The sequence below is a fragment of the Pseudomonas sp. NCCP-436 genome, assembly GCF_019656335.1.
Taxonomy (GTDB): domain Bacteria; phylum Pseudomonadota; class Gammaproteobacteria; order Pseudomonadales; family Pseudomonadaceae; genus Aquipseudomonas.
The window spans coordinates 1-22,421 of sequence record NZ_BPLZ01000001.1 but is presented as its reverse complement, the minus strand read 5'-3'; the positions used below and the strand labels follow the sequence as shown (position 1 = coordinate 22,421).

21 protein-coding genes and 1 pseudogene are annotated in these 22,421 nt (G+C 62.3%); 3 read left to right on the top strand and 19 right to left on the bottom strand.

Annotation, left to right across the window (positions count from 1 at the left end):
• Window positions 1-107 precede the first annotated feature (107 nt).
• The gene (locus tag NCCP436_RS00105; protein ID WP_220801763.1) at window positions 108-533 is read left to right on the top strand and encodes a hypothetical protein; all 426 of its coding nucleotides are present in this window, start codon (window positions 108-110) and stop codon (window positions 531-533) included.
• 119 nt (window positions 534-652) lie between these two features.
• On the opposite strand, the gene NCCP436_RS00100 is transcribed toward NCCP436_RS00105, so the two are convergent.
• The 18 genes and pseudogenes from NCCP436_RS00100 to NCCP436_RS00020 form a co-directional block, all read right to left on the bottom strand.
• Window positions 653-1,654: an LLM class flavin-dependent oxidoreductase gene (locus NCCP436_RS00100; protein ID WP_220801762.1), complete on the bottom strand. Its 1,002-nt coding sequence runs from the start codon at window positions 1,652-1,654 to the stop codon at window positions 653-655.
• A gap of 52 nt (window positions 1,655-1,706) precedes the next feature.
• Entirely contained in the window at window positions 1,707-2,879 is a 1,173-nt protein-coding gene (locus NCCP436_RS00095; RefSeq protein WP_375709458.1) for a methyl-accepting chemotaxis protein, read from the bottom strand.
• Between the two features lie 93 nt (window positions 2,880-2,972).
• Window positions 2,973-3,263, bottom strand: a pseudogene (locus tag NCCP436_RS17740) (PAS domain-containing protein); the annotation flags it as partial.
• A gap of 35 nt (window positions 3,264-3,298) precedes the next feature.
• The gene (locus tag NCCP436_RS00090; protein ID WP_220801760.1) at window positions 3,299-5,545 is read right to left on the bottom strand and encodes a bifunctional diguanylate cyclase/phosphodiesterase; all 2,247 of its coding nucleotides are present in this window, start codon (window positions 5,543-5,545) and stop codon (window positions 3,299-3,301) included.
• 144 nt (window positions 5,546-5,689) lie between these two features.
• On the bottom strand, window positions 5,690-6,007 hold the full coding sequence (locus NCCP436_RS00085) for a hypothetical protein (RefSeq protein WP_220801759.1): 318 nt from the start codon (window positions 6,005-6,007) through the stop codon (window positions 5,690-5,692).
• Between the two features lie 108 nt (window positions 6,008-6,115).
• Window positions 6,116-7,153, bottom strand: coding sequence for an AraC family transcriptional regulator (locus NCCP436_RS00080; protein WP_220801758.1), 1,038 nt, complete (start codon window positions 7,151-7,153; stop codon window positions 6,116-6,118).
• Window positions 7,154-7,202: 49 nt separating this feature from the next.
• Complete coding sequence (locus NCCP436_RS00075; protein WP_220801757.1) at window positions 7,203-8,843, bottom strand: Na/Pi cotransporter family protein; 1,641 nt, start codon at window positions 8,841-8,843, stop codon at window positions 7,203-7,205.
• A 108-nt stretch (window positions 8,844-8,951) separates the two neighbouring features.
• On the bottom strand, window positions 8,952-10,082 hold the full coding sequence (locus NCCP436_RS00070; protein ID WP_220801756.1) for a PilT/PilU family type 4a pilus ATPase: 1,131 nt from the start codon (window positions 10,080-10,082) through the stop codon (window positions 8,952-8,954).
• Window positions 10,083-10,206: 124 nt separating this feature from the next.
• A complete protein-coding gene (locus NCCP436_RS00065) occupies window positions 10,207-11,070 on the bottom strand; it encodes an AEC family transporter (RefSeq protein WP_259651426.1) in 864 nt (287 codons plus the stop codon).
• Window positions 11,071-11,202: 132 nt separating this feature from the next.
• A complete protein-coding gene (locus NCCP436_RS00060; RefSeq protein ID WP_220801754.1) occupies window positions 11,203-13,161 on the bottom strand; it encodes a DUF4105 domain-containing protein in 1,959 nt (652 codons plus the stop codon).
• Window positions 13,158-13,478 carry a DUF2388 domain-containing protein gene (locus NCCP436_RS00055; protein ID WP_220801753.1) on the bottom strand — a complete coding sequence of 107 codons (321 nt, stop codon included), beginning with the start codon at window positions 13,476-13,478 and terminating at the stop codon, window positions 13,158-13,160. Before NCCP436_RS00055 ends, NCCP436_RS00060 begins: the two co-directional genes overlap by 4 nt.
• 227 nt (window positions 13,479-13,705) lie before the next feature.
• Complete coding sequence (locus NCCP436_RS00050; RefSeq protein WP_220801752.1) at window positions 13,706-14,029, bottom strand: DUF2388 domain-containing protein; 324 nt, start codon at window positions 14,027-14,029, stop codon at window positions 13,706-13,708.
• Between the two features lie 83 nt (window positions 14,030-14,112).
• Complete coding sequence (locus NCCP436_RS00045) at window positions 14,113-14,316, bottom strand: DUF1127 domain-containing protein (RefSeq protein WP_220801751.1); 204 nt, start codon at window positions 14,314-14,316, stop codon at window positions 14,113-14,115.
• A gap of 229 nt (window positions 14,317-14,545) precedes the next feature.
• Window positions 14,546-14,758: a DUF1127 domain-containing protein gene (locus NCCP436_RS00040; protein ID WP_220801750.1), complete on the bottom strand. Its 213-nt coding sequence runs from the start codon at window positions 14,756-14,758 to the stop codon at window positions 14,546-14,548.
• Between the two features lie 357 nt (window positions 14,759-15,115).
• Window positions 15,116-16,552: an NAD(P)(+) transhydrogenase (Re/Si-specific) subunit beta gene (locus NCCP436_RS00035; RefSeq protein WP_220801749.1), complete on the bottom strand. Its 1,437-nt coding sequence runs from the start codon at window positions 16,550-16,552 to the stop codon at window positions 15,116-15,118.
• A 3-nt stretch (window positions 16,553-16,555) separates the two neighbouring features.
• A complete protein-coding gene (locus NCCP436_RS00030) occupies window positions 16,556-16,867 on the bottom strand; it encodes an NAD(P) transhydrogenase subunit alpha (protein WP_027591131.1) in 312 nt (103 codons plus the stop codon).
• 11 nt (window positions 16,868-16,878) lie between these two features.
• Window positions 16,879-18,000: a Re/Si-specific NAD(P)(+) transhydrogenase subunit alpha gene (locus NCCP436_RS00025; protein ID WP_220801748.1), complete on the bottom strand. Its 1,122-nt coding sequence runs from the start codon at window positions 17,998-18,000 to the stop codon at window positions 16,879-16,881.
• Window positions 18,001-18,470: 470 nt separating this feature from the next.
• Window positions 18,471-19,367: a LysR family transcriptional regulator gene (locus NCCP436_RS00020; RefSeq protein ID WP_220801747.1), complete on the bottom strand. Its 897-nt coding sequence runs from the start codon at window positions 19,365-19,367 to the stop codon at window positions 18,471-18,473.
• Window positions 19,368-19,544: 177 nt separating this feature from the next.
• On the opposite strand from NCCP436_RS00020, the gene NCCP436_RS00015 reads away from it, so the two are divergent.
• Together NCCP436_RS00015 and NCCP436_RS00010 are read left to right on the top strand one after the other, a co-directional pair.
• On the top strand, window positions 19,545-20,723 hold the full coding sequence (locus tag NCCP436_RS00015) for an acyl-CoA dehydrogenase (RefSeq protein ID WP_220801746.1): 1,179 nt from the start codon (window positions 19,545-19,547) through the stop codon (window positions 20,721-20,723).
• Window positions 20,724-20,802: 79 nt separating this feature from the next.
• Window positions 20,803-22,026, top strand: a complete 1,224-nt coding sequence (locus tag NCCP436_RS00010) for a CaiB/BaiF CoA-transferase family protein (RefSeq protein WP_220801745.1) — start codon at window positions 20,803-20,805, stop codon at window positions 22,024-22,026.
• 94 nt (window positions 22,027-22,120) lie between these two features.
• On the opposite strand, the gene NCCP436_RS00005 is transcribed toward NCCP436_RS00010, so the two are convergent.
• Window positions 22,121-22,421, bottom strand: a 301-nt coding sequence (locus NCCP436_RS00005; protein ID WP_220801744.1) for a hypothetical protein, incomplete at its 5' end; no start/stop codon positions are given.

Below are 22,421 nucleotides of genomic sequence, written 5' to 3'. Positions count from 1 at the left end.
TAGCTGATCATGGCCTGAGGCTCCAGTCCTGAAGCGAATCAGGGGCGCTCGGCAGTGGCGGTTTTCCGGTGTAGGCTGGTTGCAGTCCCACCAGCCCGGAGATATTCATGCGCGTTCTGCCTTTTGTATTCTCTTTGCTGCTGCTCAGTGCCTGTGCTTCGCCGTTGCCTGAGCCCGACCCGCAGCAGGCCTGGGTGGAACTCTATTCGACGGCCGATACCCTGCTCATGGCCGATCGTCTGGACGGCCGCCGCTGGCCGGATGGCCGTTACTTTCAGTTGTCGCCGGGGGCGCACGAACTGCAGGTGCGCTTTCGCTTCGAGGTGCAGCGCGGTGGTCTGGGGAGCGGCTCGCTGAGCGAACCGCAGCCGATGATCTGCGAGATCCGTCTGCGTCACGACGACTTCGTCGCCGGCCGGCGCTACCGCATCGAGGCGCGGCAGCAGTTGATGAAGGCGCAGGCCTGGCTCTACGACGAACAGCGCAATGTGCTGGTCCGTGGCCGGGTGCTGCGCTGCGGCAGCGCCATTTGAGAGGTTCTGGCATTCGCGAAATGCCTATGCCGGGCTAGCAACCGGAAAGTTGTGCAGGCTTACCCAGGTTTGAGGTTGTTGCCAGTTACTCCAAGGACCGAGCGGGCAACGGCTCGGCCCTATTTGTCGCGCAGGCCGGCCAGGATGTCGAATGCGTGCAGACGGTCGGCAAAGTCGTACATATCGCAGGTGAAGATCAGCTCGTCAGCTTCGGTCTGTTCCAGCAGTTGTTCCAGGCGCTGGCGCACGGTTTGAGGGCCGCCGATGGCCGCCAGACCGAGGAATTCACCCACGGCCTGTTTTTCGTGGGGCAACCAGAGGCCGTCCATGCTCGCTACCGGTGGTCGTTGCACCAGACTCTGGCCGCGCACCAGGGCCAGGATACGCTGGTAGGCAGAGGTGGCGAGGTGCTGCGCCTGTTCGTCGCTGTCGGCCGCCAGCAGTGGTACGCCAAGCATCACGTAGGGTTTGTCGAGAACCTCGGAGGGTTGGAAGTGATTACGGTAGATGCGCAGCGCTTCATGCAGGTAGCGTGGTGCGAAGTGTGAGGCGAAGGCGTACGGCAGGCCCTTCATGCCGGCTAGCTGGGCGCTGAACAGGCTGGAGCCGAGCAGCCAGATCGGCACCTTGGTACCGCTGCCGGGCATGGCGATTACCCGCTGATTTTCCCGGCGCGGGCCGAGGTAGTCCTGCAGCTCCTCGACATCGTTGGGAAAGTCTTCGGCGCTGCCCTCACGGCTGCGGCGCAGGGCATGTGTGGTGTAATGATCGGCGCCGGGCGCGCGGCCCAGGCCCAGATCGATGCGACCGGGGTAAAGCGTGGCAAGGGTGCCGAACTGCTCGGCTACTACCAGCGGCGCATGGTTGGGCAGCATCACGCCGCCGGCGCCGATACGGATGCGCGAGGTGCCGGCCGCCAGGTAGCCGATCAGCACGGCGGTGGCGGAGCTGGCGATGCCGTCCATGTTGTGGTGCTCAGCTACCCAGAAGCGCTCGAAACCGAGGCTTTCGACGTGCCGGGCCAGGGCCAGCGAGTTGTGCAGGGCCTGGGCGGCATCGCCGTCGTCGCGGATCGGCGCCAGGTCGAGTGTGGAAAACTTGATCGAGGCGAGTCGGCTCATGGGGGCTTCCTGATGTCTGGCCCTTCACTTTAGCAGGTCGCCCCCACGGCCTTCATCCGGACAGGCCGCGCCGCTGGTTCCAGAACTGTTCGGCCAGCAGTTGCAAGCGCCCTGCCAGCGCCGCGAGCTGCCCGGAACTGTTGTGGCTGCGCTCGCTGGCCTCTGCAGTGCTACCGCACGATTCGCAGATGGCATTGAGACTGCGCTGGATGTGCTCGCTGACCATGCTCTGCTGCTCCACGGCGCTGGCAATCTGCAGATTCATGTTACTGATCCTGCTCACCCGGTCGCTGATTTGTTCGAGTGCTACGGCCGCCTGTCGAGCCTGGCTGGTGATGGTGTGGGCATGTTCCGCGCTGGTGTTCATGGCGCTGATGCCGGACTCAATGTTCTGACGCAGGCCGGCGATGATGCTGTTGATCTCCAGGGTGGCGGCCTGGGTGCGTTTGGCCAGGGCACGGACTTCATCGGCCACCACGGCGAAGCCGCGGCCGGCCTCGCCGGCGCGGGCTGCTTCGATGGCGGCGTTGAGCGCCAGCAGATTGGTACGCTCGGCGATATCGCCAATCACGCTGAGCACCTTTCCGATCTGCTCGCTACTGGCGGCCAGCTGGCGCACTTGCTCCAGGCTGGTGTGCAGCGTCTCGGCGAGAATGGCGATCTGCTCGCCGGTCGCCTGTACCAACTGGCGGCCGTCTTCGGTTTCCTGATCCGCTTCGCTGGCGGCGCTGGCGCTGTACTGCGTGTTGCGGGCCACCTCCTGAACACTGGCTGCCATTTGATCCATGGCACTGGCGACCTGTTGGGTTTCCAGTTGCTGTTGTTGCACGGCCCGGCTGCTGTGTTCCACCGTCTGAGCTAATTGTTCGGCTTCACTTCCAAGCTGGCGGGCAGAGTCGTTAATGCGTCCGACCATGGCTCTGCTCTCGGCCTGAAGGCTTTGCAGGGCGAAGGCAATGGCACCGAAATCGTCGCGGCGACCGGTATAGAGGTACTGGCTCAGCGGATTGTCGGCTTGCTGGCGAGCCTGTTCAGCCAGCCGGCGCAATGGCGCCAGGCCAGTCCAGATGAGAGTGGCCAGCGCTGCACCGGCCAGTAGCGAGCCCGGCAGCAGAGGTGTCAGCGGTTGTTGCAGGAGCAGTGCCGTCAGCAGAGCACCAGCTATTGGCAGGAGCAGGCCGGCCAGTGTCAGGCGGACAGCCGGATTAAGAAGCGGGCGCTTCATTGCCAGAGGTCGGCGGCCGGCGCGTAGTTGCGTATAAAGCTGTTCGGCTGCGGCGATCTGTGCGGGGCTGGCGGTGGTACGTACCGACTGGTATTCGATCACCTGGCCGTCGCGGATCACAGGAGTGACGTAGGCGCTGACCCAGTAATGGTCGCCGTTCTTGCAGCGATTCTTCACCAGCCCCATCCACGAGCGCCCGGTCTTGAGCGTCTGCCACAGATGGGCGAAGGCGGCTGGTGGCATGTCCGGGTGGCGCACCACGTTATGGTTGCGGCCGATCAGCTCCTGATCGGTAAAACCGCTGAAGCGGACAAACTCCGAGTTGACGTAGGTCAGTGAGCCCTTCAGATCCGTGGTGGAGAGAATGTTGGTGTGGGCGGGCATATCGATCTGCCGACCAGTCACCGGCAGGTTGAGCTTCATACCGGCACCTCCAATGCCTGTTCGTCCAGACGGCACCAGAGTCCGTCGAAACAGTCCTCGCCGCTTAGCAGGCGCTGCATGGCGAGCGGGGTACGGGGCCGGCTGAACCAGTAGCCCTGGGCGTAGTGGCAACCCTCATGATTGAGGAAGTCGAGTTGCGCCTGCCGCTCGACGCCTTCGGCCACTACTGTCAGACCAAGGCTTTGGCCCAGGCCGATGATCGCCCGGCTGATGGCGCGCGACTCGGTATCGTGGGGCGCGCCGGCGATGAAGCTTTTGTCCACCTTGATGATATGCAGAGGAAAGCGCTTGAGGTAGCCGAGCGAGGAATATCCGGTACCGAAGTCGTCCAGTGCCAGCTGGATGCCGAGGCTTGCCAGCTCGCGCAGGCAGGCGAGGTTCTGTGCGTTGTCGGCCATCAGCTGGCTTTCGGTGATCTCCAGCACCAGGCTGTCCGGTGGCAGGCCGGTCTGTTGGAGGATGTCGGCGACCCGAGCAGCAAAGTCGTTCTGCTGTAACTGGCGGCTGGAAAGGTTCACCGAGCAGCGCAGATGCGGCAGGCCGAGCTTCTGCCAGCTGCGTACCTGACTGCAGGCTTCCCGCAGCACCCAGTCGCCGACATTGATGATCCCACCGGACTCTTCCAGGCTGGGGATGAATTCCAGGGGTGAGATGTCACGACCTTCATGGCGCCAGCGCAGCAGCGCTTCGACAGCGGTCAACTGTGACTGATCGTCCTGCAGCCGGCAGATCGGCTGATAGACCAGGTACAGTTCACCACGCTCGCCAGCCTGGGCCAGGGCATTCTGCAGTGCCAGCTGGCGCTGGGTCTGCTGTTGCAGTTCGATGCTGTAGCGAGCGAACTGGGCCTTGCCTGCTTTCTTCGCGCGGTACAGGGCCAGATCGGCCGCCTGCAGCGGATCCAGCGGCTCGCCGCTTTCCTGAAGGGCGGCGATGCCAATGCTGGCACTGACCGAAAGAGTCTGTTCATGCAGATACAGCGGTATGTGCAGGGCGTCCAGCATGCGCTGGGCGACCCGCTCGGCATCGTTCATGCAGGCCAGGTCGGTCAGCAGTGCAACAAATTCGTCACCGCCGAAACGGGCCAGTTGGTCACCGGGACGCAGGCACTGGCGCAGGCGCCGTGCAACCTCCACCAGCACCCGGTCACCGGTCTGGTGGCCGAGGCTGTCGTTGATCAGCTTGAAACGGTCGAGGTCGATGAACAGCAGTGCGGTCTCGCGTGCGCCGGGGCGCTGGCGCTGTTGCACGGCCTGCTGCAGCAGTTCGGAGAGGCGGGCGCGGTTGGCCAGACCGGTCAGTGGGTCGTGGCGAGCGGCATGATGCAGCTGTTCCTGGGCGCTGCGTCGCTGACTGATGTCGGTCTGCGAGCCGGCGATGCGTCGCAGGCCACTGCTGCAGGTGTCGGCCACGCCGCGTACCAGTACCCAGAGGTAGCTGCCGTCGCGGCGGCGGATGCGGTACTCGTGATGGAGGAAAGGGGTGATGCCGCGCAGATGGTTGTCGATGGCCTGACGCAGGCCCGGCAGGTCGTCGCCATGCACCCGGCTGAACCAGCTGTGACTGGTGGGTTCCAGGCTGTCGCGGTCGAGGTCGAGCATGCGCACCCAGCGTTCGGACAGGTACAGCTGATCCTGTTCCAGCTGCCATTCCCAGAGTCCGTCGTTGGCCCCCCGCATGGCCCGGGCGTAGCGCTCCTCGCTGTCCTGCAGAGCCTTGCGCTGGGCTGCGCCGTAGCTGTCGAGCGCCAGGCCGATATCGAAGAACACTTTCTTCACCAGGCTGGAGAAGCAGGCCACGGCTGCTGAGTCATTGAGCAGGTGCTTGAGTAACTGATCCAGGTACAGGCGATAGGCGCCCAGATACCATTTAAGGTCGACGCCAGTGCGATGGTGTACCCAGCCGATGCGCAGGCGCTCGAGAACGTAGGCTTCGTCCAGCTGACCCTGCCACAGTCTCTGGTAGTACTCGGCCTGACGCTGTTTTAGACGCTCGCTGACGGCGGGATCGCCCAGAATTGCTGCGGCGATCGGGTAGTGCGCCAGTTGTTGGTAGAAGGTTTCGACAAAGCGCTGGTTGGCCTGGTGAACCTGTTCGGCGCGGAGCATCAGGCATTCCTGATCGGCCTGGCTCCAGTCGAGGAAATCCAGGCGCTGGTGCAGTTCGTCCGGATCAGGGGCGATAAGTTGGAGCAGATCCTGGAATTCTTGTTCGTTGCCCATATCGTCCTCATGCTCAAACGCCAGACACAAAAAAAGCGCCGTCGACCGGGCCTCTTGGAGAGGGTGGTCGGCGGCGCTTTGTCTTGCAGGCCCTGTGTCCTGCCCGGCAAAGCCGGTCTCCGCATGGGGCGGAACCTACTGAGGCTAGGTTTTACCGCAGTTACCCAGGCTGGACAACTCTTCGCGTACCTGACAAAGGCGCTTGCGCAACTCAGCCAGCTGCGCCGACTTGAAGGCATGCCGGCTGCGCTCCAGTACCTCGATGGCATCGTCCAGACTGGCCTGCAGTGTGCCCAGGCTGGTCGAAGGTAGCGGGCGAATCCAGCGACACAGCGGCATGTGCTGGCAGTCCTGAATGTCATTGATGACCTGGCAGTGAGGAGCCTGGCTATCCAGCAGTCGGGTGATTTGCTGGCGAGTGTCGGTATCCGCTAGGCGGAGCAGCAGGTGGGTCTGGGACATGGCTGCAATAGGTGTATGGCAATTTGATATCAAGGCTATCCTTTGTCAGCCACTAGTTTATTGATCAGGATCAGTTCAGCACTCAGTCGCAGCTGCCGGTCGGCGGATTCATGTCGCAGGTTCCCGGCAATGGCGCGTGCGGTATTCGCCAGGAGTCAGGCCTGTCCATTGACGAAAGGCGCGGAAAAACACGCTGGGTTCCGAGTAACCCAGCAGCAGGGCTATCTCGGTTGCCGGCAGGCGGCCTTCGCGCAGGTGCTGCTCGGCCAGTTGGCGACGGGTGTCAGCGAGCAGTTGCTGGTAGCTGCAGCCTTCCTCGGCCAGGCGGCGCTGCAGGGTGCGCTCGCTGAGGTTCAGCCGGCGTGCCAGTTCACCGCGATCCGGTTCGCCATGGGCCAGCTGTTCGCCGAGCAGACCAATCACCTGTGCGCTCAGGCTGGCGCTGGGCAGGCGTGCCAGCAGGGCTTCGGCATGCGCACGCAGTAGCTGTTGCAGGGGCGGGTTGGACTGCATCAGCGGTTGCCGGCAGAGGTCGCGGGGTACGGCGATGGCATAGTCGTTGGCAAGAAATTGCAGGGGGCAGTCGAACACCTCCTGATAGGGGCCAGGATCCGCCGGTTCAGCGTGACGGAACTGGGCGCCGAGCAGATGGAAATCATCCAGCAGGGGAGTGGCGGATTGCACCCAGCAGGCCAGCATCGCCAACACGCGGATGCGGGTGGCAGGATGCTCCGGGTGCAGGGGCCGGTAGAGCAGCCATAGGGATTCGCCGCGCTCCTCCAGTTGCAGTTGGCCGCCTTCGCCGCCAAGTCGCTGGTAGCGGAGCGCGGCGGTCAGGGCATCGCCGAGTGTGGAGCTGCACTGCAGCAGGTAGCTGAGCACGCTGAATGGTCCGGGAGCCAGGTTGCGTCCCAGCAGCAGGCCGGGTTCAGGATGTTGCAGGCTGTTGTCCAGCTCTTGCCAGAGGCGTTCCTGAGCACTGAATGGAATGCGCCCGTCAGGATCGGCCAACTGCTGTTCCTGCAGTGCGCAGCGGGCCAGCAGGGTTTGCCGATCCAGGCCCAGGCGGGCGGCCGCGTGCAGAACCGCCTGGGTCAGGCTGGCGCTGACCGAGGCCTGGCGAGTGGTGTCGAGAGGATTTGGCATGCGGCGATTCTGCTCAATGTGTCTGGGCGGCGATAGTGCTTCGGCTGGCCTATTCGTTGCCATCGAGCTGCAGCGCGCCGGTCTCGCCGTCGGCCAGCACGGCGTAGGCGCTGGCGCAGAACAGAGAGTTGAGGCGTTTCATGTCGGCGATCAGATCCAGGTGCAGCGAGCTGGTCTCGATGCTCTGCACTACCTGCCGTTGCAGACGGCCGATGTGAGCATGGGCCATGCGCCTTTCCTGAGCGCGGAAACGGCGTTTTTCCCGCAGTAGCTGCTTGGCGCTGTTGCTGTCGGCCGTGAGGAACACGTTGAGACCCAGGCGCAGGTTGGCCAGCAACTGGTTGAGCAGGGTGGTCAGTTCTTCCACGCCCTTCTCGGAAAATGCCCGGCGTTGTGCGGTTTTTTCATGCTGCAGCTTGTTCAGCATGCGCTGGATCAGGTCGCTGGCCTGTTCCAGGTTGACTGCCAGTTCGAGAATCTCTGCCCAACGCTGGCGCTCCTGCTCGCTCATAGCATCGTGTGAGACCTGCGCCAGGTACAGTTTGACCGCCCGGCAGAGGGTGTTGACCTTGTCGTCGAGACGGCGCACTTCCTTGTTCGATGCTGGCTGATCGTGCTCCAGCACTGTCAGCAGGTGGTTGAGCATGGTGTCGATCTGATCGCCGATGCGCAGGGTCTCGCGCACCGCTCCGGCCAGTGCCAGGGTCGGGGTCGCCAGCGCGGTCGGGTCGAGATGGCGTGGTGTCGAGTCGTCCTGGTCGTCCGTGCGATCCGGCAGCAGCCAGTTGCAGAAGCGCGCCATGAAATTCACCGTGGGCAGCATAAGGGTGGCACGCAGGCCGTTGTAGAGCAGATGAAAGAAGATCACCAGCTCTGCTGGGAGCCAGTTCAGGCTGTCCAGCCAGGCGGCCAGCGGTTCCAGTACCGGCAGTACCAGAAGCAGGCCGATCACCTTGTACAGCAGACTGCCCAGCGCCACACGGCGGCCGGCCGGGTTTTGCAGGCTGCTGGTGAGGAAGGCGAGCAGACCGCTGCCGATGTTGGCGCCGATCACCAGGCCGATGGCCACTGGCAGGCTGATCAGGCCTGCACCGGCCAGGGTGGCGGTAAGCAGTACTGCCGCCAGGCTGGAGTAGGTGAGCAGGGCGAACAATGCGCCGACCAGAGCATCGAGCAGTAGGTCGCCGGTAAGCGAGGCGAACAGCACGCGGATGCCGCGGGCTTCGGTGATTGGTGTGGCGGCGGCGACGATCAACTGCAGGGCCAGCAGCATCAGCCCCAGGCCGATGGCGACCCGGCCCAACTGGCCGACACGGGTTTCCCGGCGGGAGAGGAAGAAGATCACTCCGAGGAAGATCAGCAGTGGGCTGAGCCAGCTCAGATCCAGCGTCAGTACGCGGGCCATCAGTGCTGTGCCGACATCCGCGCCGAGCATTATCGCCAGGCCGGGCGCCAGAGGCATCAGTCCCTGCCCGACGAAGGAGGTAACCAGCAGAGCTGTGGCATTGCTGCTCTGCACCAGAGCAGTAACGCCAATACCGGCGGCGAAGGCCAGAGGCCGCCGGCTGACGTTCTGGCTGAGCACGGTGCGCAAGTGCGAGCCGAACACGCGCATGATGCCGGTGCGGACGATGTGCGTGCCCCAGACCAGCAGGGCAATGGCAGACAACAGATTGAGCAGGGTCAGCATGGCAAGGCGGCTCCCCCTGAAGCCGGCCGGTAGCAGCCCTAACTGCACCGGCTTTCACTGAGCATTGGTCGAAAATCTCCAATGCGCCAGTTTGCCACAGCCCGGCGCTTAACCGTCGCGTAGCACCTTGCGTTCGGCGTCGTCGGCGGAGAAGCCTCGCTGCAGTTTTACCCGCAGGCTCAGGTCGGTACGCGAATCGGCGTACTTGAGAGCCTCGCTCAGACTGATGCGGCCACTTTCCAGCAGCCCATAGAGGTGTTGGTCGAAGGTTTGCAGGCCCTGTTCGGCGGCGCGTGCGGTCGCCTCGCGCAGCGATTCGAGCTCGTCGCGCTGGATCAGGTCGCGGATGTAGGGTGTGCCCAGCATCACTTCCACGGCGGCCACGCGCTTCTGTGACAGTCCCGGCACCAGGCGCTGGCCGATTACTGCCAGAAGGTTGTGGGCCAGATCCGCCAGCACCTGTTTGCGCGCCTCGTCCGGGAAGAAACGCGTGATGCGCTCGATGGCATGGCTGCTGCTGGTGGCGTGCAGGGTGGCGACGCAGAGGTGGCCGGTCTCGGCGTAGTGCAGAGCGTGGCGCATGGTGGAGGCATCGCGGATTTCGCCGAGCATGATTACGTCCGGCGCCTCGCGCAGTACGTTGCGCAGGGCATCCTCGAAACTATGGGTATCGAGGCCCACCTCGCGCTGGTCGATGATAGAGCGCTGATGGCTGTGGAGGAACTCGATAGGATCTTCGATACAGACGATATGACCGCTGCGATGCCGGTTGCGGTAGTCGAGCATGGCCGCCAGGGTGGTGGACTTGCCGGAACCTGCCGCTCCGGTCACCAGGATCAGGCCGCGATCCTGCAGTGACAGTTTCTCCAGCATTTTGGGCAGACCCAGTGCCTCGAAACTCGGGATGGTGCCCTGGATCAGGCGCACCACCATGGTCACCTCGCCGCGCTGGTAGTAGACGTTGATCCGGTAGCGTCCGGCGTTCTGCAGGCTGATGGCCAGGTTCATTTCCAGATCGCGCTCAAACTCGGCGATCTGCTTCTGGGTCATCAACTGGTAGGCCATCTGCTGCACTTCGCCCGGCCGCAGAACCCGCTGGCCTACTGGCTGGCTATGGCCTTCGATCTTCATGTGCGGTGGGGCGCCGACGCTGAAGAAACAGTCGGAGCCACCGCGCTGGTGCATCAGCTGCAGGTAGGGAAAGACATCGGGCTGATCCGGTGTTGGCGTGTCGTTCATCGGTGGCTCGGACTGCGTCAGGGTGGACGGGCTGAAGTCGACCCGGCTGGAAATACTGTGTCTGGCTGGCTGGAGTCAAGTCAGCAGCCTGCAGCCTAGCCCCGAGAAGTGTAACCGCGTGGTGTCACAAGAGTGCCATCACCAGCAGCAGGGTACCGGCTGCCAGCAGGGTTTGCAGGGTGATGAGCCCGGCCATCAGCTGGCTGTCACCACTGAGCTGGCGCGTCAGTACGTAGGCGGTCGGAGCGGTGGGCAGGGCGAAAAACAGTACCAGCACGGCGCTTTCCATCGCCGGCAGATTCAGGCCCCAGGCCACGCCCCAGGCCAGCAGAGGCATCACCAGCAGGCGCAGGATGCTGTTCAGGCCCAGTGCCGGAATCTCGCCACCCAGTTGCTCGGGCTTGAGTGCGGCGCCGACGCAAAGCAGCCCCAGTGGCAGGCTGGCGGCGGCCAGCAAATTGAGCAGGCGGTCGCTACCGCCGGGCAGGCCGATGCCTGTCAGGTTGAACAGGGTGCCGCCAAGGCAGGCGAGGATCAGCGGATTCTTTGCAATCGGCAGGAGCAGGCTGCGGAGGCTGACGCCGCGTTCGGCAGTCAGTGCCCAGACGGAAAGCACATTCACTGCCGGCACCATCAGTGCCAGCATGATTGCCGCCAAGGTCAGGCCTTGCTGGCCGAACAGACTACCCACCGCTGCGAGGCCGAGGTAGGTATTGAAGCGTAGAATGCCCTGGGTGAAGGCACCGAAGCGCCCGGCCGGCCAGCCACGTAGCTGTCGTACCAGCAGCAGCGCCAGCCAGGCGATGCCCAGGCCGAGCAGCACGGCCAGTGCCAAACGCGGCAGCGCCGGGTTGTCCAGCGGCGCCTTGGCCAGGCTGGAGAACAACAGCGCGGGAAACAGAATGAAGTAGTTCAGGCGCTCGGCGCCTGGCCAGAAAGCCTCACTGGGAAAGTTGCGCGAACGCAGCCAGTAGCCGGCGACTATCATGGCGAACAGCGGCCACAGGGCCAGCAGCAGGTCTGTCACGGGAACCCCCGGTGGTAGTGAGCGTTTATCTTGGTCAGCGGAGCGGGGCAATGCAAGGAGTACGCCGACTCGATGTATCTCTAGGCAGCAAACCTAGGGCAGTTCCAGTCCGCCACTGGCCTTGTGCAGAGCGCGCAGATGCTCGCCCAGTGCGACCAGATTGGCCTCGCAGGCCTCCAGCTCGGCCAGGCGTTCGGCTTGCAGCAGGTTGCGTACTTCACCATCAAGCTGGTCGCTGAGCTGACGCAGCCGCTGCTGACGCTCGCGGCTACCGGCTTCCAGAGTTTCCCATTCTGCCTGCTGGGGCAGGCCGTAGCCGCCTTCGAGCAATTCGGCCGGGCGACTGAGAAAGCCACTGTTGGCCAGCAACTGCTCCAGTGCCTCACCAGCCCTGTTCAGGCTCGGATCACCCACAGCGCGACCGGTCAGGTAGCGGCGCTTGAGTTCGTCTTGGGCCAGTAGCATTTGCCGGCGCAATGCAGCCTGTTCCAGCAGGAGCAGGGCAGCGCTGGCGCGCAGATCAGAGTTGGCAAACCAGTTGCGGCGCTGCACGGCCGGTTGTTCCAGCCAGCTTTCCACTTCGCGCTGAGGTATTGGCAGGCGTTGGCGCAACACTTCAAACATGGCCTGATAGCGCTCGCGGAAGGAATCGAAGCGATAGCCCAGGCGCAGCGCCTCGCGTGGATCGCCCAGTGCACCGGGATCGGCCAGGTCTCGGGCAATCAGCAGTTGCAGCAGACCGTTGGGCAGGATGCTGTCCAGCGCCTGCAAGTCAGGATGAGCGGTGCCGCTGCGTAACAGCTTGAGAGTTTCCACTGCGCAGTTGTTGGCGATGAAGAAGTAGTCGCCGTCGTAGCTCCAGTGCTGCTCGGCGGCTCGGGCTACCAGTTGCTCCAGTTGGTGGCGCGACAATGAAAGCGGCACTGAAATGAGGCTGCGCAGTTCGACCTTGGTGTATTCGTCGATTACCTGCTCCAGCGGCAGGACGAACAGGCGCGAGGGGTAGGCACCGGTCATTCCGTCCCAGCTCGACAGTTGCACATCGCCGACAAAGGCGCGGTAGGACAGCACCAGATGTTGGTCTAGATCCAGCCGGCAATCCGGCCCGCGCGGTCGATCGGGGGCGCAGATCACCAGGCGCAGCATGCTGTGGCCCCAGCGGCTCATCCAGGCGTCGTTGGCCTCGGCGAGCAGGTAGTGGACTTCGTACACTCGATCCGGATCGATGCGTGCCAGAGGCTGGTGGGCGAAGTCACGGCCGGCATTGAGATAGGCGTAGCCCTCGCTGCAGGGAGTGGCCGGCGGTGCCCAGCCGTCGAAGTGGTCGCTCAGATGCCGCGCCAGGGAAGGCCGGCGACAGGCGTAGCTCGGATCGAGCAGAAAATATTCCAGGTTGACCGCGACAAACTCCAGCGGACTGCTCAGTTCGTAGGGGTCAGGGCTGCGTGCCACCTGGCCATTGTCGTTGGTGCGGGCGCCGCGTCGACCAACACGTTGCGGCCAGCCCGCCAGGTCGAGCAGGCGCGGATCGTCGCTCAAGGTGAAGCGGCGTGCTTCCTGGCCACGGCATGGCTCAGGCAGGCCCACCAGCCCCATGCTGCGAGCCTGTCGCCGACAGCGTTGGATCAGTTGGCGCTCGGCCGCCGGCCACAGGCGTGCGCGGTCGTACAGATGGGCCAGCTCGTGAATCAGGGTAGCCAGCAGCTCGCGTCGCATCGTACCGTGGGGGCGATCGGTCTGCTGTTGCGCTGCCGAGCCGTCGACTAGGTCGGGCAGCAGTGCGGCATTGAGTTCGATACCGCTGAAACGTCCTACCTGGCCGTAGATGGTTTCCGGCAGATTGTCGCGCCAGCTGACCCGTACCCTTCGATCCAGACGCTCGATGAACGGGGGTGGCAAAGCGGCCAAGGCTTCATCCAGCAGCAGCTGGCTGGCTTGTTGCGCGGCCGGATCCAGATCCTGTGTGTCCAGCTCGAGGCGCAGCTCGGCGGTCGAGTTGCCGGCGCAGGCGAGTAGTAGTAGCCCGCAGAGCCAGGCGCCCGGGCTTGTCACAGAGCGAGGATGGCTTCAGCCAGTTGCAGGTCGCTGGCGTTCTGCGCCTCGGGCAATTGTTGACGGATGGCCTGCAGAGCGGCTTCCAGTTGCGCCCCGCGAATCTTTCCGGCACTGGCGACGAAGCTGGCGGCGTCGTCACGGGCCTGAATCACGGCCTTCATGTCGCGCAGCGAGGTAGTGGTGTCCGAGGTGAAGTTGATGCTGCGATCGAGTGCGCGCACCACGATATTGCTGGTGGCCACCAGCGTTTGTGCCTGGACGAGAGTGCTGAACAGGGCGCAGGCAGCGACCAGGGGAAGAAGAGAAAGGCGCATGGGGTGACTCCGGAGAACGACGGATAAACGCTTTGACGAGGCCTGGCCGGGCATGTTCCCGCAAGGCCTGCGGCCCGGTCAGGGGGCGCCTAGGCTAGCCCAATCGCGGATGACGGCCAAGCACTGTCGGGCTGCCCGTTGTCGGTTGCCCGACGAGGTTCACGCAATGGTGGTTAGACGACGGCGACCCGGCTGATCGCCGTCTGGCTGGGCAATGCCCATGGGGCTCAGCGGCTGAGAATGGCCTGGGCCAGCTGCATATCCTCGGTCTTGGCCAGTTCCGGAGCCTGCTGACGGATATGGATCAAAGCCGTTTCCAGGCGGGCGCCGCGAATGACGCCGTTGCTGGCAACGAAACTGGCGGCATCGTCGCGAGCTGCACGGACTACCTTGGAGTCGCGTAGAGAGCTGCTGATGTCGGAGACGGCTTCGGTAGTGCTGGCTACGGCCCCGACCAGTGCATCGGTGGTAGCCACCAGGCTGGTGGCGCTGGCACCCGCAGTGATGCCGAAGCAGAGGAGGCCGGTAATCAGGGATTGTTTCAAATTCATGGTGAGGTAACTCCGCAGGATTCGAGCAGTCCGTTTGCCCGCGCGCAGCTTAGCCGATCTGAACCGATGGCTCCATGCCGGTCTTAACGCCAGAATGGCTTTTCCAGCTCGCTGTCGCGCTGGCTGCTGCTGATTCCGGCATCGGTCAGTTGTTCGGCGGTCAGTCTGCGGAGCTGGTGCCGGGTGCGCAGGTTGCGCTGCCAAAGACGCAGGCGGGCATAAAGGCTGAAACCGTCGAGGTGTTTCTTCTCAGGGGAGCGGGAAAGCGTGGTTGGTAGCGGTTCCATGGCAGTCTCCTGCTGAAGGCAAGGATGGCCTGCTCAGGTTGGGGCAAGGGCGGAGGAAAAGGCAGGAGCAGGAAAAGAGAATTGTGCCGGTTCAGTTTGTATGAATTCCAAACTGTGCTGCTTGTGCCAAAGGAAACTGTTGCGGATAAAACGAAAGCCCCATCGCAGCAGAGACGATGGAGCTTTCAGAAAGTCCCAACTTGGGAGGGAGCAAAGCTGGTATGTCGGCTTAACGCCAGAACGGCTTCTGCAGTTCGGCGTAGCGCTGGGTCTCGCTGATACCGGCGTCGGCCAGCAGGCGTGCATCCAGTCGAGCCAGTTGACGACGGCTGACGATGCGGCGCTGCCACAGGCTGAGCGTGGCGATCAGACGAAGCGGCCAGGAGGAAACACTGGCGGCAGAGTTCGACTGAAGCAGGGCGGAATCGAGGGTACGTTCCATGATGATCATCCTTCCGCTTGTGGCGGAGCTGGGGTTTGCTTTCGATGGAGAAATTATCCCGGGTGCCAGTCGCAGGCTGTAGTCACAGCTATGATAAATTGCAGCCAAATTAGATAGTTTGCTTTGTAACTGTTAGGCAAAAAAAATACCAAACTGTTATGGTGATAAGTGAACTAGCTGGAGTTTCTGCTTATATACAGGTAAAAATTAATGCAAAATTGAAATTTATTAGGGAATTGATTGCGGTACAGTTTTGAATTGGTCTGTTTAGTTATTTGACCTGAAAATCAATTTTTCCTGCTGCAGAGCACAAAAAACCCGGCACAAGGCCGGGTTTTCTGACGGGTTGGTCAGACGTTATTCAACGGCCTTGACCATGTCCTCGATGACCTTCTTGGCGTCGCCGAAGACCATCATGGTCTTGTCCATATAGAACAGTTCGTTGTCCAGGCCGGCATAGCCGCTGGCCATGGAGCGTTTGTTGACGATCACTGTCTTGGCCTTATACGCCTCGAGGATCGGCATGCCGGCGATCGGCGACTTCGGATCGTTCTTCGCCGCGGGGTTGACCACGTCGTTGGCGCCGAGCACCAGTACCACGTCGGTCTGGCCGAACTCGGAGTTGATGTCCTCCATTTCGAACACCTGCTCGTATGGCACTTCGGCTTCGGCCAGCAGCACGTTCATGTGGCCTGGCATGCGGCCGGCCACCGGGTGGATCGCATACTTTACGGTAACACCACGATGGGTCAGCTTTTCCGCCAGCTCCATCAGCGCATGCTGGGCGCGCGCCACGGCCAGACCGTAGCCGGGCACGATCACCACCGAGTCGGCGTTGGTCAGCAGGAACGCGGCGTCGTCCGCCGAGCCCGACTTAACGCTGCGCTGTACCTGCTCGCCAGCCGCGGCGCCGGCATCGGCGTCGGCACCGAAGCCGCCGAGGATGACGTTGAAGAACGAGCGGTTCATCGCCTTGCACATGATGTACGAGAGGATGGCACCGGAAGAACCGACCAGGGAGCCGGCTACGATCAGCATCGAGTTGTTCAGCGAGAAGCCGATACCGGCTGCAGCCCAGCCCGAGTAGGAGTTGAGCATCGACACCACCACCGGCATGTCCGCACCGCCAATGGGGATGATGATCAGTACACCGATGACGAAGGCCAGTGCCACCAGCACGGCGAAGGCGCGGATGTCACCAGTGAAGGTGTAATACAGGCCAAGGGCGATGATCGCCAGGCCTACAACCAGATTCAGCAGGTGCTGGCCCTTGAACACCACCGGCGCCCCCTGGAACAGGCGGAACTTGTATTTGCCCGACAGCTTGCCGAAGGCGATCACCGAACCGGAGAAGGTAATTGCACCAATGGCTGCGCCGAGGAAAAGCTCCAGGCGGTTACCGACCGGAATCGGGTCGAGCATGCTGGCAACGATACCCAGCGACTGAGGCTCCACGACCGCGGCGATGGCGATGAACACGGCGGCCAGACCGATCATGCTGTGCATGAAGGCAACCAGTTCCGGCATCTTGGTCATTTCGACGCGCTTGGCCATGATCGAGCCGGCGGTGCCACCGATCAGCAAGCCGACGATGACAAAGCCCAAGCCCTGTATGGCCAGCTCGCTGCCCAGCTTGTGAATCAGACCGACTGTGGTGAGCACGGCGATGGCCATGCCGACCATGCCGAACAGGTTCCCGCGGCGCGATGTAGTCGGATGCGACAGACCCTTGAGTGCCTGGATGAAGCACACCGAGGCAACCAGATAGAGAAGGGTGATCAGGTTCATGCTCATCGGTTACTTCTCCACCTGAGCCTTCGGGGCTTTCTTCTTGAACATTTCCAGCATGCGCCGGGTGACCAGGAAGCCACCGAACACGTTGACCGCAGCCAGTGCTACGGCCAGGGTGCCCATGGCCTTGCCCAGCGGCGTGACGGTCAGTGCGGCGGCCAGCATGGCGCCGACGATGACGATGGCGGAAATCGCGTTGGTCACGGCCATCAGCGGGGTGTGCAGGGCCGGGGTGACGTTCCACACCACGTGGTAGCCGACATAAATGGCCAGTACGAAGATGATGAGGTTGTAGATACCGTCGGAAATCAGGTCCATGTCCCTACTCCTTAGCCGTTCTTGCGCACGACTTCGCCGGCATTGCACATCAGGCAGGCCGCAACGATGTCGTCTTCGAGGTTGAGCTGGAACCGGCCTTCCTTGTCGATCACGAGCTTGAGGAAGTCCAGCAGGTTGCGCGCATACAGGGCGGAGGCATCCGCCGGCACCAGCGCGGCCAGGTTGGTATGGCCGACGATGGTCACGCCGTGCCTGACCACTACCTGATCCGGCTCGGTCAGCGGGCAGTTGCCACCCTGGGCTGCAGCCAGGTCGATGACTACCGAGCCTGGCTTCATTTCCTGCACGGTGGCTTCGTGCAACAGGGTCGGTGCCTTGCGGCCCGGAATCAGCGCGGTGGTAATGACGATGTCGGCCTGCTTGGCGCGCTCATGCACAGCCTTGGCCTGGCGTTCCATCCACGACTGCGGCATGGGCCGGGCATAGCCGCCGACGCCCTGGGCGCACTCGCGTTCTTCGTCTGTTTCGAACGGCACGTCGACGAACTTGGCGCCGAGCGACTCGATCTGCTCCTTCACGGCAGGGCGAACATCGGAGGCCTCGATTACCGCACCCAGACGCTTGGCAGTGGCGATGGCCTGCAGTCCGGCAACACCGGCGCCGAGGATCAGCACGCGGGCGGCCTTAACGGTGCCGGCGGCGGTCATCAGCATCGGCATGAAGCGCGGGTAGTGGTTGGCGGCGAGCATCACGGCCTTGTAGCCGGCGATGTTGGCCTGCGAGCTCAGTACGTCCAGGCTCTGCGCGCGGGAGGTGCGCGGCGCGGCCTCCAGGGCGAAGGCGGTGATACCACGGGCATTCATGCGCGCGATGGTGTCGTTGCAGAACGGGTTGAGCATGCCGACCAGTACGGCCCCGGTCTTCATCTGTGCCAGTTCTGCTTCGCTCGGGGCGAGAACCTTCAGCACCAGGTCGGCCGCGAAGGCAACCGAAGCAGTGCCGATGGTTGCACCAGCGGCCTCATAGGCACTGTCCGGAATGCTGGCGTTGACGCCTGCACCGGTCTGGACGGTCACCTGGTGGCCCTGACCAACCAGTTTCTTGACAGTCTCGGGTGTCGCGGCAACCCGCGTTTCCCCAGCATGGGTTTCGAGAGGAACACCGATGTGCACTTCTAATCTCCTGCGTGATCTTTTTGGTGAACCTGCGCACTACGCTGGCACGCTGGCGATTTGGGGATCAGCACAAAAACACTGCCCGGCGGGCAGGCGCGGCATTGTGCAATCGAACGTCGACCCTTACAAGAAGTTATGGAGTAAAAAAAATGCATTACTACAAGTAATGGGTCTATGAGTGATTTTTATAGCGCCTGAAGGCCCCGTTTTTTCTGGTCAAAGTCAGGGTTGGCGGTGCTTTGGAGGGAGAGTTGGTGTTCGTCTGGAGGGCGACCGTTTGTCGATCAGAGTTATTTGTAAATTATATTGCCCGGCGCGTTCAAAATAGCGAAATGACCCGCAGGTAGTGGGTCGAGCGTACGGATGTTCGTCATATCAATGTAGTGTGACCAAAAATAAACTACCAGTGCTGTTTGTGCGCTATAAAAACCCTAGGGTGTGCAATATGGTTTGGCTGTCGGTTCGGGTTATTCCTTGCGATAGCTGGTCGCCTCCTTCAATAGCCAGTCGCGAAATGCCTTGAGGGCGGCGGATTCGGCCTTGCGTTCCGGCACCATGAGGTAATAGGCACGATCTGCAGTGGACACGGCGCGGTTTAGGGCGACGATCAGGCTACCGTCTGCCAGCTCGCGCTGGATTAGAAAGGGTGGTATCAGCGCTATGCCCATGCCGTGGAGGGCCGCCTGGGCCAGCATGGAAAACAGCTCCAGGCGTGGCCCGGCCATGTCCCGTGGTGCGCTCAGTCCCTGGGCGGCGAACCACTGACGCCAGGCATAGGGGCGGGTGGTCTGCTGCAACAGTGGCAGCTCGGCGATGCGCTCGGGCGTGACCGGCGTATCGGCGAGCAGGGCCGGGCTGCACACCGGCAACAGGTGTTCGTCCATCAGAAAGTGGGCTGCGGTGCCTGACCATTCGGCATCGCCGTAATAGATAGCGGCATCAAAGTGGGTGTCGGCGAACAGGAAGGGGCGGGTGCGGTTGGTCAGGTGCACCGTTACCTCTGGATGCAACTGCTGGAAATTACGCAGGCGCGGCAGCAGCCACTGAGTGCCGAAGGTCGGCACCACTGCCAGCTCGATGCTGGCGGAACCCTGCTTACCCATCAGGGCCAGGGTATCGCGTTCTACGGCATCAAGTTGTGTCGCCACCTTGCGGCTGTAGGCCACGCCGGCTTCAGTCAGTACCACGCCGCGCCGGGAGCGACGGAACAGCTCGACGTTGAGGAAGTTCTCCAGCCCGGCAATCTGTCGGCAAATGGCGCTCTGCGTCAGGCTCAGTTCCTCCGCGGCTTTGGTAAAGCTCTGGTGGCGCGCTGCCGACTCGAATGCGACAAGCGCGGCGGTGCTGGGAATCTTGCGGCGCATTATGCAAAAGCCTCACTCAATAATGATCCTGGGTGGACAATAGCTCATTTCGAAGTGCGTTTTATGCACATATTTGTGCAAATTCTTCGTTTGTCCTGTCGTAGATGTCGGCCTAGGATCAGGGGATTCCGGGCTGGCGTGGCCGCCCGTTTCTGTCACCGCTTCGAGGTTCTCGCAATGGCCAAGGTAAGTTTCAACTGGGAAGATCCCCTGCTGCTCGACCAGCAACTGACCGAAGAAGAGCGCATGGTGCGCGATAGTGCTCGTCAGTTTGCCGACGACAAGCTGGCCCCGCGCGTGCTGGAGGCCTTCCGTAACGAGCATACGGATCCGGCCATTTTCCGCGAGATGGGCGAGACCGGCCTGCTCGGTGCGACCATTCCCGAAGCCTACGGCGGTAGCGGCCTGAACTACGTGTGCTATGGCCTGATCGCACGTGAAGTGGAGCGTATCGACTCCGGTTATCGCTCAATGATGAGCGTGCAGTCCTCGTTGGTGATGGTGCCGATCTATGAATTTGGCAGTGAGGCCACCCGCCAGAAATACCTGCCCAAGCTGGCCAGCGGCGAATACATCGGCTGCTTCGGTCTGACCGAGCCAAACCACGGTTCCGATCCGGGTTCCATGGTTACCCGCGCCAAGAAGGTCGAAGGTGGCTACCGACTGACCGGCAGCAAGATGTGGATCACCAACAGCCCGATCGCCGACGTCTTTGTGGTCTGGGCCAAGGATGACGAGGGACAGATTCGTGGCTTCGTTCTGGAAAAGGGCTGGGAAGGCCTGTCCGCCCCGGCAATCCATGGCAAGGTCGGTCTGCGCGCCTCGATCACCGGTGAGATTGTCATGGACAACGTATTCTGCCCGGAAGAGAACGCCTTCCCTGAAGTGCGAGGCCTGCGCGGCCCGTTCACCTGTCTGAACTCTGCCCGTTACGGTATCAGTTGGGGCGCACTGGGCGCCGCCGAGTTCTGCTGGCATACCGCCCGGCAATACGTGCTGGATCGTAACCAGTTCGGCCGTCCGCTGGCTGCCAACCAGTTGATCCAGAAGAAATTGGCCGATATGCAGACCGAAATCACTCTGGCTCTGCAAGGCTGCCTGCGGCTCGGCCGGATGAAGGACGAAGGCACTGCCGCAGTGGAAATCACCTCGATCATGAAACGCAACAGTTGTGGCAAGGCATTGGATATCGCCCGTCTGGCGCGTGACATGCTTGGTGGAAACGGTATCAGCGACGAGTTCGGCATTGCGCGTCACCTGGTCAACCTGGAGGTGGTCAACACCTATGAAGGCACCCATGACGTGCATGCGCTGATCCTCGGCCGTGCCCAGACCGGCATTCAAGCGTTCTTCTAAATCCAGCGGGTGTGGCGTGTGTCATACGCGCCTCCCTCTGACTCATGCTGCGCTGTTTGCAGCCTGTGGAGTGTTCCAGATGTCAGGTGCTCTGTCTCATATCCGTGTGCTCGATCTGTCCCGCGTACTGGCCGGCCCCTGGTGCGGACAGATCCTCGCAGACCTCGGCGCCGAAGTGATCAAGGTCGAGCGGCCGGGAACCGGTGACGATACCCGGCACTGGGGGCCTCCCTTTATAAAGGACGGCGAGGGACGGGATTCGCGCGAGGCGGCCTACTTCCAGAGCGCCAATCGCAACAAGCAGTCGCTGACCCTTGATTTCACCCAGCCGGAAGGCCAGCGCCTGGTACGCGAACTGGTTAGCCGCTGCGACGTGGTGCTGGAGAACTTCAAGGTGGGCGGTCTGGCGGCCTACGGACTCGACTACGAGTCGCTGAAGGCGGTCAATCCGCGACTGATCTACTGCTCCATCACCGGCTTCGGTCAGACCGGCCCATACGCCAAGCGAGCCGGTTATGACTTCATGATCCAGGGGCTGGGCGGCCTGATGAGCCTGACCGGCCGTCCCGATGGTGAGGAGGGTGCCGGGCCGATGAAGGTTGGCGTGGCGTTGACCGATATTCTCACCGGGCTCTATGCGACGGTGGGTGTGCTGGCTGCACTGAACCAGCGCGAGCAGTCGGGTATCGGCCAGCATATAGATGTGGCCCTGCTGGACGTGCAGGTCTCCTGTTTGGCTAACCAGGCCATGAACTACTTGGCGACCGGCGTTTCGCCCAAGCGCCTGGGTAACGCTCATCCGAACATCGTGCCCTATCAGGACTTCCCCAGCGCCGATGGCAACTTCATCCTGGCTGTGGGCAACGACGGCCAGTTCCGCAAGTTCTGCGAGGTGGCCGGTATTGCTCATCTAGCTGATGACGAGCGCTTCTCGACCAACAAGGCGCGGGTTGCCAGCCGTGCCGAACTGATCCCGCTGTTGCGTCAGGCCACGGTATTCAAGACCACCGCGCAGTGGATCGAGCAACTCGAGGCGGCCGGGGTGCCCTGTGGGCCGATCAACAACCTGGAGCAGGTGTTTGCCGATCCGCAGGTACAGGCTCGGGGGCTGCGTCTCGACCTGCCCAATGCCATGGGCAGCACCACTCCTCAGGTGGCCAGTCCGCTGCGGCTGTCCGCTACGCCGGTGGTTTACCGCTCGGCACCGCCGCTGCTGGGGCAGCACACCGAAGCGGTATTGGCAGGTCTGCTCGGCCTGGACGAGGCTCAGATTGACGCCCTGCGAGAGGCGGGAGTGGTCTGAGTCGAATCTCTCGGTGGACCGGCAAAGCGCAGTGGCTTCTCTCTGATTTGATCGCACGATCAGGTTTTTTCGGTTTTTTCGTGCGCAGGGGGGTTTACAGTCTCCCTGGCTCATGTAGAATGCGCGCCTCGCTGAAGCGAACCAGTTTCGACGAAGCGCTAAGTTGTTGAGATGGAAAGAAAATTTCTTCAAAAGCAACTTGACGAAGTAAGAGGCCGCTGTAGAATGAGCGCCTCACCGAAGCGGAAGAGATGAAGCTGAGGTTTCTGCAAGTGGTTGAGTAGAAAGAAAAAATTCTTCGAAAAACAGCTTGACAGATTGAAAGGCTGCTGTAGAATGCGCGGCCTTGATTGAGGCGAAAGGCCTGATCGAAACGCTCTTTAACAACTGAATCA